The sequence below is a fragment of the Thiolapillus sp. genome, from assembly GCF_048562965.1.
GTDB lineage: Bacteria > Pseudomonadota > Gammaproteobacteria > Chromatiales > Chromatiaceae > Thiolapillus > Thiolapillus brandeum_A.
Window position 1 is genome coordinate 1 of the sequence record NZ_JBHNMF010000007.1, and the last position, 13,437, is coordinate 13,437.

Below are 13,437 nucleotides of genomic sequence, written 5' to 3' on the forward strand. Positions count from 1 at the left end.
AGAACAACTGGCCAGAACCAAGGGCGAGGCACAGTTCAATCTCATGGGCAGATACCTGCGTGAACATGCCAAGGTAGAGATCAATACCGAGAACTGATGCTTTCTGTTCAGCAGAAGAAAAAACGGGTGCTTCTGGCACCCGTTTTTCTTTGCGCTTATTTCCTGTTCAGGGCTTTTGTTCCGAAAATGTCTGCTGTTCAGGTCATCAGTGACAGTGCTGCGATGTAACTCAACACCGCCAGGACAAAAGCGCCGACCTCTAAAAAAGGACGCAGCTTTTTCAGGTTACGGGATTTCTTTCTGGGCAGGGCAGGCACTCCCAGGCTGGGTACAAAATCACGTACCTGGTCACGCATCAGATAGGTCATGTGGTTCATCTGTCGTTCTCCGCTGTTCTATGTATGTTCTTAAGTATAGCACCGGTATAGAACAAATAAAGAACAATTTTTGTTTTCGTTGAGTACCGCTGTTTCAATCGGGCTTTATTCGTCGGTCGGCTTTCCGGATCAATAACCGGTTTGCGATGGTTTTTCTTCGGAATCTCGACTGTGCTTGTGGCATAATTCGCGCCTGCCTAGTATTGTTGTCCCTGAACAATGAAATCCGACCTCGTGGACCAAGCAGTTGAAACATTGTGTCTGAAAGGCTGCAAGGCTTTGTGGGCTGATCTTGAACGGATGGAAGAAGGGCGGGTTCTGCCTGAACTGGAGGCACTGGAGGCACTGGATGCGCATCAGCAGCAACAGGTATTCAAAGAAATAAAAAGCATCATGGCTGTCTACAAAGGTAGCTGCAGTCTGGAAAAGGTAGCTGCAGTCTGGACTAGATGATATGAGAATCGCGCTGAAAATTGATGTGCCCAGCTTCAGGGCAGCCACCGTGGGTGTGCCCAATCTGCTGAAGCTGTTTGAGGAGTACCAGATTTCCGCCAGTTTTTTCTTTTCTGTGGAATACAATGCCCAGGGAAAAGGACTGGTCGAGAAGGCTGTTTCCTTGCTGGGCAAACGGCAGAAGCCGGAAATGACCCTGCAGGAAGGGATGCTTGCCGTAGCGGATGCGGGGCACGAAATTGGTCTGATGGGATTTGATGCGAGCACCTGGAGCAAGCAGGCGGCCTTTGCGGATGCAGACTGGACAAGCCATCAGCTGGCGTTGGGTATGGAGACCTTCGAACAGCTGCTCGGTCATGCGCCGAATCGTTTCGCGGCTCCCGGCTGGCAGGTGAATGCACACCTGCTGGCCATGGAAGAGCGTCTGGAGTTTCGCTATGCCAGTGATGTAAGAGGCAAGTATCCCTTTCTTCCTTCCCTGCACAACGTCGTCTCCCAGTGTCCCCAGATTCCCACCACCCTGCCCACGCTTTCCGAACTGCTGTTGCAGGATGATATCGATTCGGACAAGGCACATGAATACCTGTACGCGGAAAGCCGTCATGTCCTGCCTTTCGGCCATGTCTATTCGGCTAATGCCGAACTTGAGGGTATACAGCATCTTGAATTCATGGAAAAGATGCTGGTCATGTGGAAAGGGCAGGAAGGCAGTCTGCGCACTCTTGGCGAGATTCGCCGTGAACTCGAGCCGGAGCAGTTGCCGGTGCACCAGATCGGATGGGGCGCCGTACCCGGACGCCGTGAACATCTCGCCATGCAGAGCGTGAAAGCGGAAACATGAGTCCGAAGGAACTGCGCCATCGCGACAGTGAGCTGCGGGAATGGGTGTATGCCGCGTCTTCTCCGCTGCACGGTACCGGTGTGCATGCCCGCAAACCCATCATGGCAGGTGAATACATCGGCAGTTACCATGGTCCGCGCGCAACCCGAAACGGCACCTATGTATTGTGGGTGTGGGAGCAGGAAGAAAAGGATGGAGAGGGTGACTGGGTCGGTTGCAGCGGCCGCAACCTGTTGCGTTATCTCAATCATTCACTGGACTGCAATGCGGAATTCGATGGCCTGGAACTGTTCGCCATCACCGACATAGAGAAAGACGAAGAAATCACTTTTTACTACGGTGATGAGTTCGAGGAAGCGCTGAAGCAGTCCTGAAGCTGTTTTCCGTGGACGGGTCGCTGGCGGCTTTCCGTTGAATCAATCGGCAATTTCCCATGACTGACGACAAGACACGCGACCGCATATACGCGCAGCGACAGGACAGGATCGACAGCTTCGTTTTCGATCAGCGGGTCGCGGCGGTGTTCCCGGACATGATCAGCCGTTCCGTTCCCGGCTACGCCAGCATTATCGGCATGATCGGCATCCTTGCGAAGAAACACGCCGTCAGAGGCAGCAATCTCTATGACCTGGGTTGTTCCCTGGGGGCGGTTACGGTATCCATGGGCAGAGAGGTCATGCAGCGGGACTGCCGCCTGGTTGCCGTGGACAATGCCAGCGCCATGCTGGAAAAGGCAGAGGAACAGTTTGCCCGCCATGATCTTCCGCCGGTGCAGACCCTGTGTTGCGATATCCGCGATGTGACGGTCAGCAATGCTTCCGTGGTGGTGCTGAATTTCACCCTGCAGTTTCTCGCGGTGGAAGAGCGCCTGACCCTGCTCAGGAATATCCGGGCCGGCATGCTGGATGACGGTGTACTTATCCTGTCGGAGAAAATATCCGGTGCCGATGAACAGGAGGATGAGCTGCTCATTGAACTGCACCATGCCTTCAAGCGCGCCAACGGGTATTCCGACCTGGAGATCAGTCAGAAGCGGGCCTCCCTGGAAGAAGTGCTGGTGCCGGAAACCATTGCGATACACAGGGCAAGGCTGGCAGAAGCCGGTTTCAGTCGCGTGGACCTATGGTTTCAGTGCTTCAACTTTGTTTCCTTCGTTGCCCGGCCATGATTGCCACGGAAGAAATCTGTCAGGCGCTTTCGGATGCGGGAATGGCGGGCTGGGCTGCGATGCTTCCACAGCAGATCGAACAGGCGCTGAGTGCTGATCGTCATGGTGACCTCGGGCGCTGGAGATACCTGCTGCAACAGCTTCCGGAAATACAGACGGAAGATATCGATCTTCGGGCAGACCGCCTGCGTATAGGGCGGTCACAGCAGGCCGGTGAAGCCGTCCGTCAGGACATCTACCAGACCCTGCGGGCGCTACAGCCCTGGCGCAAGGGGCCATACGAGCTTTTTGGTATTCACATCGACACGGAATGGCGCTCTGACTGGAAATGGCAGCGGCTGCGCGAACATATTCAGCCCCTTGCCGGGCGCAAGGTGCTGGATGTGGGGTGCGGCAATGGCTACCATGCCTGGCGCATGGCCGGAGAAGGCGCCGGGCTGGTCGTCGGTATCGATCCCAGCCTGCTTTTTCTGACCCAGTTCAATGCCGTCAGGCATTTCATGGCCAGGCAGCCCAACGTGCATTTTCTTCCTCTGGGTATCGAATCGGTGCCGGACCGTCTCGCGGCTTTCGACAGCGTCTTCTCCATGGGCATCCTTTATCACCGCCGCTCCCCTATGGATCATCTGCTTGATCTCAAGGACTGTCTGCGGCCTGGTGGCGAACTGGTGCTGGAGACACTGGTGGTAGAGGGTGATGGGAACAGCGTGCTTGTGCCCGAGGCACGCTACGCCAAGATGCGCAATGTCTGGTTCATCCCATCTCCCGCTGCACTGGTGAACTGGCTGCAACGCTGTGGATACAGGAATGTCAGGGTCTTGGATGTCACGCCGACCCGCATAGAAGAACAGCGTCGTACCGACTGGATGGCATTCGAGTCCCTGGCGGATTTTCTGGACCCCAATGATCATCGCCTGACGGTTGAAGGGCATCCCGCACCCACAAGAGCCCTGGTTTTGGCCACAACCTGAATTGCGGCCTATCTTTTCCGCAGGCCTTTCCCGATGATTGCCTCTTTATCCTGCATGTGCGTGGGGGCGAACAAAACCACCTCAGCTTTGATTGACAGGAAGGCGTGAAGTTCCAGTTTGTGGCGATGGTAGCGGAAATGACGGCTGGCAGCCGGTTATCGGTGGAGCCTCAGCTGCAGGAGCATGGCGGTTCCTTTGCCATCATCGTCCGCGACCAGGTAAAAGCGTCCTGCCGGTGTCAGGGCCATGCCTTCGAGTTTGCCTTTTGTTCCACAGGTCAGGCTGTAGCCGGGGATCAGGTCGGTCACAAGGCTTTTCCGCAGTAGTGGATAGGGCTGATCCACTGCCTGTCCGGGATGGTCAGGCAGTTCCACCCAGTGGATAGCGGTAGAATCGCCATTGTCCGCTGGCCGGCCAGTACTGGCCGATTTTCACCTGGCCCCTTGGGTCGTCTTTCCAGCGCCGCTGGAACACCACCACAACCCGTTCCTGTTCACCCGTTCCCGTTGAAGCAATGCCTTCGAAGCCTGCCTTGATCTTGTAACGGGCAACGGAAGCGGGCAGGGGGACTTCTTTCAGGACATGGCCGGTGTTATCCGTGCGGATGATCAGGTTGGGCAGATGCCGGCCGGGCTTGCCTTCCGATGCCAGCCAGAATCCACCTGCCTGTCGCCGGGCGATGCCTTCCAGATCATAGGGAGGTTCTGCGCCATTCCTCAACACCGGGAAACTCTGGACGATGACCGCCTGATCACCGGAAACATTCATCGTCTGGATTTCGGGTCGAGGCAGGTTGTGGTCGTGAACCGCATACAGGATGTCGGTGTCGGTAGCATCAGCTGTCAGCCCCGACAGGGCGCCCCAGCGAATATCTGCCTCGATGCGCTGGCAGGAAATGCCCTGATCCGATGGTGTAAGCAGGCCAGTGCATCCGGCGGAGAGGCTCAGGACAAAGGCGGGTAAAATCAGTTTCAGGGCAGACATGAGATCAATGCTCTTGCGGGGTTTGAAAGTGTGCGGCCGGAGTGTGTCACCAGGCCGAGGGAACGGCTCAGTTTCAGCTCGACAGGTAAAATGACCAGATCGGCCTGCGTCAGCATGGTTTTTGGCAGCAGTGTCCAGCCGAGGTTTATTTCCGAAAGCATTTTAAGTGTTTCCATATAGTTGGTAAACATACCTAATATTATTTCAAGGCCGTGTTTTTGCAGGGCCTGTTCCAGTATGTTCCTTGTATAAGTGGTGGGGCCGGGCAATACGGCTGGGTAGTGTGTGAGCTGTTCCAGGGTTACCGGCGATGTACCTGCCAGCTGGTGGTCGCGGGAAACGACAAAACACAGCTCGTCTTTCCAGAGCTCACGGGTTTCCAGGTGGGGCAGTGATTCGGTGGGCAGGGTAACGATGGCCACTTCTAGTTCGCCCTTTTCCACCGCCGTGCAGGCAGCTTCGGAATCCATGAAGCGGATATCCAGATCCACGGCCGAAAAGCGGTTGCGGAAATCCCGTAGTACGGGAGGAAGTCTGTGCAGACCGATGTGGTGGCTGGTACCCAGCACCAGCGTGCCCGATATTTCTGTTTGCAGGTTGCTGGCAAGGTGTTTCATGTCCTGCGCCTGCAGCAGGATCTCCCGGGCCTTGGGCAGCAGCTCCTCGCCCGCATGGGTCAGGCGCACGTTCCGTCCGATACGGTCGAACAATCTGATGTTCAGTTCCGCCTCCAGTGCAGCCAGGCGTTTGCTCACCGCAGGCTGGGTAAGATACAGCTGTTGCGCCGCAGCAGAGAAAGAGCCGCTGTCTGCAACGGCCACAAAGGTACGCAGGCTTCCGAACTCCATGGTTTAATATATTCCTTTATGGAATGATATAAATGAAAAATATGAATTTGTGTTATTCATTGTAGCCGGATATTCTGCAAACCTGAACAGTGGAAAGGAAAACGATCATGACAGCCAGAACTCTCTACGACAAATTGTGGGATGCTCATGTAGTGCGTACCGACGAACACGGCACCAGTCTTCTCTATATAGACAGGCAGCTGGTGCATGAAGTGACGTCGCCCCAGGCCTTCGAGGGCCTGCGCCTGGCCGGGCGCAGGCCCTGGCGCACCACTGCCAACCTGGCCACGCCGGACCACAATGTACCCACCAACCCCGAAGACCGTCATGGTGGTGTGGAGGCCATTCACGATCCCGTGTCGCGTCTTCAGGTACAGACCCTGGATCACAATTGCGAGGAATTCGGCATTCCCGAGTTCCACATCAACGACCCGCGTCAGGGCATCGTGCACGTGGTGGGGCCGGAGCAGGGGGCGACCCTGCCGGGCATGACCGTGGTCTGTGGGGATTCGCACACGGCAACCCACGGCGCCTTCGGCGCCCTGGCCTTTGGCATCGGTACCTCTGAAGTCGAACATGTACTGGCTACCCAGTGTTTGATCCAGAAAAAATCCAAAACCATGCTCATCGACTTGCAGGGCAAGGTAGGCAAGGGTGTCACCGCCAAGGATATGGTGCTGGCTATCATTGGTGAGATTGGTACTGCCGGCGGGACGGGTTATGCCATCGAATTTGCCGGAGAGGCCATACGTGATCTTTCCGTGGAAGGGCGCATGACCGTGTGCAACATGGCCATCGAAGCGGGCGCCAGGGCGGGCTTTGTCGCGGTGGATGATAAGACTGTCGACTATGTCAGAGGCCGTCCTTTTGCGCCATCCGATGAGCTTTGGGAAAAGGCTGTTGCCAACTGGCGGGATCTGCATTCCGATGAGGGAGCGGCCTTCGACAAGGTAGTGACTCTTGATGCCACCAGGATAGAGCCTCAGGTGACCTGGGGCACGTCTCCGGAAATGGTGGTGGCAGTAAATGACGCAGTGCCTGATCCCAACAGCGTGGCTGATGAAGTGCACGCCGGCGGCATGCGCCGCGCCCTGGAATACATGGGGCTGGAAGCGGGTACGCCCATCACCGATATTGCAGTGGACAAGGTTTTCATCGGCTCCTGCACCAATTCACGCATCGAGGATCTGCGTGCGGCAGCTGAGATAGCCAAAGGCCGTAAGGTGGCAGATACCGTCAAACTGGCATTGGTGGTTCCCGGCTCGGGCCTGGTGAAGAAGCAGGCGGAAGAAGAGGGACTGGATAAGATCTTTGTGGAAGCAGGATTCGAGTGGCGTGAGCCGGGCTGTTCCATGTGCCTGGCGATGAATGCCGACCGCCTGGAGCCGGGGGAGCGTTGTGCTTCCACTTCCAACCGCAATTTCGAAGGCAGGCAGGGCATCGGTGGGCGTACGCACCTGGTCAGTCCGGCCATGGCAGCGGCTGCGGCGGTGACGGGTCACTTCACGGACGTGCGCAATCTGTCGGGCTGATGCCCGACCTGCAGCAAAACGGCATCGTAGGTCGGACTTCAGTCCGACAACGGGGCACATGAACTGCCGGGCTGAAGCCCGGCCTACAGGTAGAGACACATGGATAAATTCAAAACGTTCAAAGGCAGGGTCTGTCCCCTTGACAGGGCCAATGTGGACACCGATGCCATCATTCCCAAGCAGTTTCTCAAGTCCATCAAGCGCACGGGCTTCGGACCCAACCTGTTCGACGAATGGCGCTATCTGGATCACGGCGAGCCGGGCATGGATCCGGCCAGTCGTAAGCCCAACCCGGATTTCGTGCTCAATGACCCCCGTTACCAGGGTGCCAGCATCCTGCTTGCGCGCAAGAACTTTGGCTGTGGTTCTTCCCGTGAACATGCGCCCTGGGCCTTGCTGGATTATGGTTTCCGGGTCATCATTGCGCCCAGCTTTGCGGACATATTTTTCAACAACTGTTTCAAGAACGGTATTTTGCCTATCGTGCTGGACGAGGAAACCGTGGACGGCTTGTTCCAAAAAGCCAATGGTGAAGCTGCGCTGCAAATTACTGCGGACCTGGAAAACCAGAAACTGGTGCTGGACGACGGCACTGAAATCCCCTTCGAGGTGGACAGCTTCCGTAAGCACTGCCTGCTGGAAGGGCTGGACGATATCGGCCTGACCCTGCAGCATGTGGACGAGATTCGCGCCTATGAGGAACGGCGAAAGCAGGAAGCGCCCTGGTTGTTTGGGGCACCAGGTTGACCGTAGGTCGGGCTTCAGCCCGACTTCGATACTTGACCAGAGCATGTCAGTCAGGCTGAAGCCTGACCTACGAGGTATTTAAGACAATGAGCAAGAAAATTCTGATTCTTCCCGGCGATGGCATAGGCCCGGAAATCGTCAACCAAGCCGTAAAGGTGCTGGACAAGCTGGCGGGCGAGGGCCTGGACATCGAGCTGGACGAGGCCCTGGTGGGCGGCGCGGCCATCGACGCCACCGGCGCTCCTCTGCCGGACGCCACCCTGGATCTGGCGAAGGAAGCCGATGCCGTCCTCCTGGGCGCCGTGGGCGGCTACAAGTGGGAATCCCTGGATATCTCCATTCGCCCAGAAAAAGGCCTGCTGGGCCTGCGCGCCGGGCTGAACCTGTTCGCCAACCTGCGCCCGGCCATTCTCTATCCCCAGCTCGCGGAGGCTTCCACCCTGAAGCAGGAAGTGGTGTCCGGCCTGGATATCATGATCGTGCGCGAACTCACCGGCGGCATCTATTTCGGCCAGCCGCGTGGCCTGCGGGAACTGGACAGCGGCGAGAAGGAAGGCTTCAACACCCTGGTCTATCGGGAGAGCGAGATCGAGCGCATCGTGCGCGTGGCCGGGGACATTGCCCGCAAGCGCGACAGCCGGGTCTGCTCCGTGGACAAGGCCAATGTGCTGGAATGCACAGAGCTGTGGCGGGACGTGGCCACCCGGGTCATAGAAAAAGACTACAGTGACGTGGAGCTGAGCCACATGTACGTGGACAATGCCGCTATGCAGCTGGTGCGCGCCCCCAAGCAGTTCGATGTCATGGTCACCACCAATATGTTCGGCGATATCCTTTCCGACTGTGCTGCGATGCTCACAGGTTCCATCGGCATGCTGCCGTCCGCCTCCCTGGATGAGAATGGCAAGGGCATGTACGAGCCCATCCACGGTTCCGCCCCGGACATCGCCGGTCAGAACAAGGCCAATCCCCTGGCCACCATCCTGTCCGTGGCCATGATGCTGCGTTACAGCCTAGATGAGTCCATCATGGCTGAACGCATAGAAGCAGCGGTAAACCAGGTGCTGGACGATGGCCTGCGCACTCCGGACATCATGGCGGAAGGCATGAAGGAAATCAGCACAGAGGAAATGGGCGATGCGGTGGTCGCGGCCCTGTAGGTCGGACTTCAGTCCGACATTTCCCGTTGTGGCACCTGTTCGTCGGGCTGAAGCCCGACCTACGGTAAACGATATTTCTAAATAGCAGGATCAAGATGATGAAAAGAGTAGGTTTCGTAGGCTGGCGCGGCATGGTGGGTTCCGTACTCATGCAGCGCATGCGCGAGGAAAATGATTTCGACGCCATCAAGGAGCCGGTGTTCTTCACCACCTCCCAGGCCGGGCAAAAGGGGCCGGACATCGGCAAGGATATTCCCCTGCTGAAGGACGCCACCGACATCGGAGAACTGAAGAAAATGGAGGTCATCGTCACCTGCCAGGGCGGCGACTACACCAAGCAGGTGTTCGCCGACCTGCGCGCCAGCGGCTGGGACGGCTACTGGATCGATGCCGCTTCCACCCTGCGCATGGCCGATCACACGGTCATCGTCCTGGATCCGGTGAACATGAACGTCATCCAGGACGCCATTGCCGCGGGCACCCGGGATTTCATTGGCGGCAACTGCACTGTCAGCCTCATGCTCATGGGCCTGGGCGGCTTGTTCCAGAACGACCTGGTGGAATGGATGAGTGCCATGACCTACCAGGCGGCGTCCGGCGCTGGGGCGCGTAACATGCGTCAACTCCTGTCCCAGATGGGCGCCCTGGAAGTCAGCGTTCATGAGCTGCTGGCCGATCCGGCATCCGCCATCCTGGACATCGACCGCAAGGTGACCGAGACCATGCGCGGCGACGCTTTTCCCACGGACCAGTTCGGCGTGCCTCTGGCAGGCAGCCTGATCCCCTGGATCGACGTAAAACTGGACAACGGCCAGAGCAAGGAGGAATGGAAAGGGCAGGTGGAGACCAACAAGATTCTGGGGCGTTCCGGTAATCCCGTGCCCATCGACGGCCTGTGCGTGCGTATCGGCGCTATGCGCAGTCACTCCCAAGCCTTGACCATCAAGCTGAAGAAAGATGTTCCCCTGGATGAGATCGAGTCCATGCTCCAGGAAGCAAACGATTGGTCGAAAGTGATTCCCAATGAACGTGAGGTGACGGCAGCCGAACTGACACCGGCAAAGGTCACAGGCACGCTGGAAGTGCCCGTGGGGCGTTTGCGCAAGATGAACATGGGCGATGAATATTTATCAGCCTTTACCGTGGGTGACCAGCTTTTGTGGGGCGCTGCAGAGCCGTTGCGGCGCATGTTGATGATTCTTCTGAAGCGGTGAAGCGTGATTTGCCGCAAATTGTGCGGCATCAGTTGGCATTCTGTGCCTGTTTTGGTTGGTAAAAATTATGGCGTACGCTATAGTTAGCTGTGAATTGTTACGTTTATCCTGAGATTGATTGTTTACCGGATATCAGGGGGATTTGGCCGGTGTCGTTGGAAATCCGGCGTACCTGCTGAACACATGAGTGATCAATTCGGAAACGATTGACCTGAATCCATGATCAGGCACCAGGAAGGGGATGCTTCAGAGGCAGGTTTTCTGCAGGCTTCTTCATGATACACATGGCGGGAATCTCTAAGGGAGGGAATATGATCCGCAAGCTGGCATTAGCAGTATCACTCGCGGTGGGCAGTCTGCCCATGTCTGTTTACGCGCTGGGCATGGGGGACATGACGACCCATTCCGCGCTGAATGAAAAATTCAAGGCTGATATCCAACTGATTTCAGTGAAAAAAGGATCACTGGATACCCTGAAAGTGAGTCTGGCGCCTGCAGATGTTTTCTCCCGTGTCGGGTTGGAGCGCAGTTTCTTTCTCACCCGGCTGAAGTTTGAACCCATGCGCCTGAAGAATGGCAAGGCCATCATCCGGGTTACCAGCCAGGACCCTATCAGAGAACCTTTCCTCGATTTCTTCGTAAAGATTGACTGGCCGAATGGCCAACTCGTCAGGGAATACACCGCGTTGCTGGATCCTCCGGCAGTGACCAAGCGCCGGGCTTCGAATGTCAGGGCGGCTACCACGCAGGCAGCTGCCGCAACCAAAGCTCCCAGGGTCACGCGGACCAGCACGGCTGCGGCTACCCCGTCGGCCCGGGTGCAACGGGCTCAGACCGAGGGTGAATACGGCCCGGTGCAGGCCAACGAGACGCTTTGGGAGATAGCCGACAGTATCAGAACAGAGGGTATTTCCATTCATCAGATGATGATGGCGCTCTACAAGGCCAATCCGGATGCTTTCCTGCACAACAATATCAATCTGCTGAAGAAAGGCCGCGTGTTGAAGGTGCCTTCGACAGAAGAAATCACCGGTATTGGCCGAAAAGAGGCCGTTTCGGAATTCCAGCAGCAGACAGAAGCCTGGATGAGCAACACAGGACAGGCGCCGGCTGCTGCAGAAGAGGGGCAGGTTGCCGAGACCGCTGGCGAGGCAGAGGCGCAAACTCCGGCAGAAACCGCCGGGAGTGAAGATGTTCAGCTTAAAATCGCCGGTGCTCCCACGACTGAACCGGCAGCAGGTGATACGGAACAGCCGGTATCCGACCTCGAGGTTGAAGAAGGCAGTGCAGATCTCAAGCAGAAAATGCTGTTGCTTGAAGAGGAAGCGGAAACCGCCCGCCAGGAATCTGCTCAGGTGCGTACTCAGCTGGAGACGCTGCAGCAGCAGCTAGAAGACACCCAGCGCCTGCTGAAACTCAAGGACGAAGAGCTGGCGCGTCTGCAGCAGGGGATGGGTGAGGTTGCAGCGACGGAAACCCTTACTGAAGAAACCGGGGCCGAAGCACCTGCAGAAGAAACCACTGCTGCCGGGGAAACGCCAGAACCAGAAACAGCGGTTGGTGAAACTGAAACCGAAACCGAAGCAGTGACTGCAGAACCTGAACAGGGAACGGAAGAAACGGCTGCAGTTGCGGTAGAGGAAACTGCCGGGGAAGCGGCTGCAGAGGGTGAACAACTGACCGGGACTGAGCAGGCCCCTGCCGAAGGTAGCGAAGAGGCCGCACCGGTCGAAGAAGAGGTCGTAGCCGCTGTCGAAGAAGAGACGCCGGTTGCAGAGGCTCCACAGGAACAGCAGCCCGCGCCCGAAGCTGCTACCGAAGCCGAAAAGGCTCCGGAAGAGAAAGCGCCGGAAGAAGCCGCGAAACCGGTTTCTTTCGTGGATAAGGCAATGGCCTGGGTGCAGGAAAACTGGCAACTGGCCGTCGGTGCAGGTGGTGCATTCCTGCTGCTGTTGCTGGCATTGCTCCTGGGAAGACGAAAGAAAAGTGGCGGTTCTGCAACGCCCATGTCACAGATGAGTGATGAATCGGTCGACCAGGAAAGCATTCTGCTGGAAGAGGAGTCCAGCCTCGCTGACACGGTTGCAGATCATATGGCTGCGGGCGCGGTCGGTGATACCTCTTTCCTGAGTGAGTACTCCACGGAAGAATTCAGAGGGTTGCAGGAAGACACGGCCGAGGTGGATCCGGTGTCCGAGGCGGATGTCTATATCGCCTATGGACGTTACCAGCAGGCCGAGGAAATACTGCGTGATGCCATGGCCGCAGGCAACGATTCTGCAGCGGTGAAGTACAAAATGCTGGAAGTCTATTATGCTACCCAGAAGAAGGATGCCTTTGCTTCCCTTGCCGAAGAAATGGTGAAGAGCGGTCAGTATGAGGAAGACCCCAAGGTATGGGAACACATACAGATCATGGGCAGGGACCTGGACAAGGCCAATCCGCTGTTTATCGCAGGTGTTGCAGCTTCGGCTAGCGCACTGGTGGATGGTGGTGACGGTGCCGGCGAGGACAGCGAACTGTCTCTGGATCTCAGCATGCTGGCGGAAGAAGTGGACTCCGTACTGAACGTGGACAGCGAACCCCTGGAAGGATTCAGTGAGCTGGATCTGGATATCTCCGGGCTGGCGGCAGAAGATACTGCGGAAGTAAAAGCGGAAGCAGAAAAGTCTGATGACAGTATCAGTACCGATCAACTGGCCGCTTCGGACAATGAAGCGCTGGCCGAAACGGAACTCCACACGGAGATGCTGGACATCAACGACCTTGGGGATCTGGACGTTGGAAGCACCAATCTCGATGATGCCCTGGCAGACCTGTCAGGAGATCTCGAAGGTGTGATGGCGGATTCGCAGATTCTGGACGAGCCTCTCGATCTTGAAGATGACCGCTTCTCCAACCTGGACGAAGGCATCACCCCGGACAGCCAGATTTCCGGACTGGAAGATGATCTGAATGTCTCTGTCGGTGAAGATTCAGTGATTGGTGACGAAGTGGAAACCAAACTGGAACTTGCCAAGGCCTTCATGGAAATCGGTGATGCTGATGGTGCCCGCGGTATTCTTCAGGAAGTTGAAGAGGACGGGACGCCGGAGCAGAAGGAGATTGCCGCACAACTGCTGGGCCAGATCGAAGACTGATT

Annotated in this window: 14 protein-coding genes; 10 read left to right on the forward strand and 4 right to left on the reverse strand. The window is 57.0% G+C overall.

The window, feature by feature from the left end; genetic code table 11:
- Positions 1-197 precede the first annotated feature (197 nt).
- A complete protein-coding gene (locus ACOCD2_RS00985) occupies positions 198-377 on the reverse strand; it encodes a hypothetical protein (protein WP_293644031.1) in 180 nt (59 codons plus the stop codon).
- A 219-nt stretch (positions 378-596) separates the two neighbouring features.
- Between ACOCD2_RS00985 and ACOCD2_RS00990 the strand changes: the two genes are divergently transcribed.
- The 5 genes from ACOCD2_RS00990 to cmoB are packed head-to-tail and all read left to right on the forward strand — an operon-like array spanning position 597 to position 3,810.
- Complete coding sequence (locus tag ACOCD2_RS00990; RefSeq protein WP_293652305.1) at positions 597-830, forward strand: hypothetical protein; 234 nt, start codon at positions 597-599, stop codon at positions 828-830.
- A 1-nt stretch (position 831) separates the two neighbouring features.
- The gene (locus ACOCD2_RS00995) at positions 832-1,671 is read left to right on the forward strand and encodes a polysaccharide deacetylase family protein (protein ID WP_293644035.1); all 840 of its coding nucleotides are present in this window, start codon (positions 832-834) and stop codon (positions 1,669-1,671) included.
- Positions 1,668-2,045, forward strand: a complete 378-nt coding sequence (locus tag ACOCD2_RS01000) for an SET domain-containing protein (RefSeq protein WP_293644037.1) — start codon at positions 1,668-1,670, stop codon at positions 2,043-2,045. The genes ACOCD2_RS00995 and ACOCD2_RS01000 overlap by 4 nt, the downstream gene beginning before the upstream one ends.
- A 59-nt stretch (positions 2,046-2,104) precedes the next feature.
- Entirely contained in the window at positions 2,105-2,839 is a 735-nt protein-coding gene (cmoA, locus tag ACOCD2_RS01005) for a carboxy-S-adenosyl-L-methionine synthase CmoA (RefSeq protein ID WP_293644039.1), read from the forward strand.
- The gene (gene cmoB / locus ACOCD2_RS01010; RefSeq protein ID WP_293644041.1) at positions 2,836-3,810 is read left to right on the forward strand and encodes a tRNA 5-methoxyuridine(34)/uridine 5-oxyacetic acid(34) synthase CmoB; all 975 of its coding nucleotides are present in this window, start codon (positions 2,836-2,838) and stop codon (positions 3,808-3,810) included. Before cmoA ends, cmoB begins: the two co-directional genes overlap by 4 nt.
- Positions 3,811-3,965: 155 nt before the next feature.
- Here the strand turns inward: cmoB and ACOCD2_RS01015 are convergent, their stop codons facing one another.
- The 3 genes from ACOCD2_RS01015 to ACOCD2_RS01025 are packed head-to-tail and all read right to left on the reverse strand — an operon-like array spanning position 3,966 to position 5,642.
- Positions 3,966-4,118, reverse strand: coding sequence for a hypothetical protein (locus ACOCD2_RS01015; RefSeq protein ID WP_293644043.1), 153 nt, complete (start codon positions 4,116-4,118; stop codon positions 3,966-3,968).
- A 52-nt stretch (positions 4,119-4,170) separates the two neighbouring features.
- Entirely contained in the window at positions 4,171-4,794 is a 624-nt protein-coding gene (locus tag ACOCD2_RS01020; RefSeq protein ID WP_293644045.1) for an esterase-like activity of phytase family protein, read from the reverse strand.
- A complete protein-coding gene (locus ACOCD2_RS01025; protein WP_293644047.1) occupies positions 4,782-5,642 on the reverse strand; it encodes a LysR family transcriptional regulator in 861 nt (286 codons plus the stop codon). Before ACOCD2_RS01025 ends, ACOCD2_RS01020 begins: the two co-directional genes overlap by 13 nt.
- 107 nt (positions 5,643-5,749) lie before the next feature.
- Here ACOCD2_RS01025 and leuC point away from each other — a divergent pair, with 107 nt between their 5' ends.
- From leuC to ACOCD2_RS01050, 5 genes are all read left to right on the forward strand, one after another.
- Positions 5,750-7,174, forward strand: coding sequence for a 3-isopropylmalate dehydratase large subunit (gene leuC / locus ACOCD2_RS01030; protein ID WP_293679494.1), 1,425 nt, complete (start codon positions 5,750-5,752; stop codon positions 7,172-7,174).
- 99 nt (positions 7,175-7,273) lie between these two features.
- A complete protein-coding gene (leuD, locus tag ACOCD2_RS01035) occupies positions 7,274-7,921 on the forward strand; it encodes a 3-isopropylmalate dehydratase small subunit (RefSeq protein WP_293644051.1) in 648 nt (215 codons plus the stop codon).
- Between the two features lie 86 nt (positions 7,922-8,007).
- The gene (leuB, locus tag ACOCD2_RS01040) at positions 8,008-9,081 is read left to right on the forward strand and encodes a 3-isopropylmalate dehydrogenase (RefSeq protein ID WP_293644052.1); all 1,074 of its coding nucleotides are present in this window, start codon (positions 8,008-8,010) and stop codon (positions 9,079-9,081) included.
- Between the two features lie 98 nt (positions 9,082-9,179).
- The gene (gene asd, locus ACOCD2_RS01045; protein WP_293644062.1) at positions 9,180-10,295 is read left to right on the forward strand and encodes an aspartate-semialdehyde dehydrogenase; all 1,116 of its coding nucleotides are present in this window, start codon (positions 9,180-9,182) and stop codon (positions 10,293-10,295) included.
- A 311-nt stretch (positions 10,296-10,606) separates the two neighbouring features.
- A complete protein-coding gene (locus tag ACOCD2_RS01050) occupies positions 10,607-13,435 on the forward strand; it encodes a FimV/HubP family polar landmark protein (protein WP_293652306.1) in 2,829 nt (942 codons plus the stop codon).
- Positions 13,436-13,437: the final 2 nt, after the last annotated feature.

Coding starts and splice junctions, on each gene's coding strand:
- ACOCD2_RS00985 (WP_293644031.1), bottom strand. CDS start 377: ATGAACCACATGACCTATCTGATGCGTGACCAGGTACGTGATTTTGTA.
- ACOCD2_RS00990 (WP_293652305.1), top strand. CDS start 597: ATGAAATCCGACCTCGTGGACCAAGCAGTTGAAACATTGTGTCTGAAA.
- ACOCD2_RS00995 (WP_293644035.1), top strand. CDS start 832: ATGAGAATCGCGCTGAAAATTGATGTGCCCAGCTTCAGGGCAGCCACC.
- ACOCD2_RS01000 (WP_293644037.1), top strand. CDS start 1,668: ATGAGTCCGAAGGAACTGCGCCATCGCGACAGTGAGCTGCGGGAATGG.
- cmoA (WP_293644039.1), top strand. CDS start 2,105: ATGACTGACGACAAGACACGCGACCGCATATACGCGCAGCGACAGGAC.
- cmoB (WP_293644041.1), top strand. CDS start 2,836: ATGATTGCCACGGAAGAAATCTGTCAGGCGCTTTCGGATGCGGGAATG.
- ACOCD2_RS01020 (WP_293644045.1), bottom strand. CDS start 4,794: ATGTCTGCCCTGAAACTGATTTTACCCGCCTTTGTCCTGAGCCTCTCC.
- ACOCD2_RS01025 (WP_293644047.1), bottom strand. CDS start 5,642: ATGGAGTTCGGAAGCCTGCGTACCTTTGTGGCCGTTGCAGACAGCGGC.
- leuC (WP_293679494.1), top strand. CDS start 5,750: ATGACAGCCAGAACTCTCTACGACAAATTGTGGGATGCTCATGTAGTG.
- leuD (WP_293644051.1), top strand. CDS start 7,274: ATGGATAAATTCAAAACGTTCAAAGGCAGGGTCTGTCCCCTTGACAGG.
- leuB (WP_293644052.1), top strand. CDS start 8,008: ATGAGCAAGAAAATTCTGATTCTTCCCGGCGATGGCATAGGCCCGGAA.
- asd (WP_293644062.1), top strand. CDS start 9,180: ATGAAAAGAGTAGGTTTCGTAGGCTGGCGCGGCATGGTGGGTTCCGTA.
- ACOCD2_RS01050 (WP_293652306.1), top strand. CDS start 10,607: ATGATCCGCAAGCTGGCATTAGCAGTATCACTCGCGGTGGGCAGTCTG.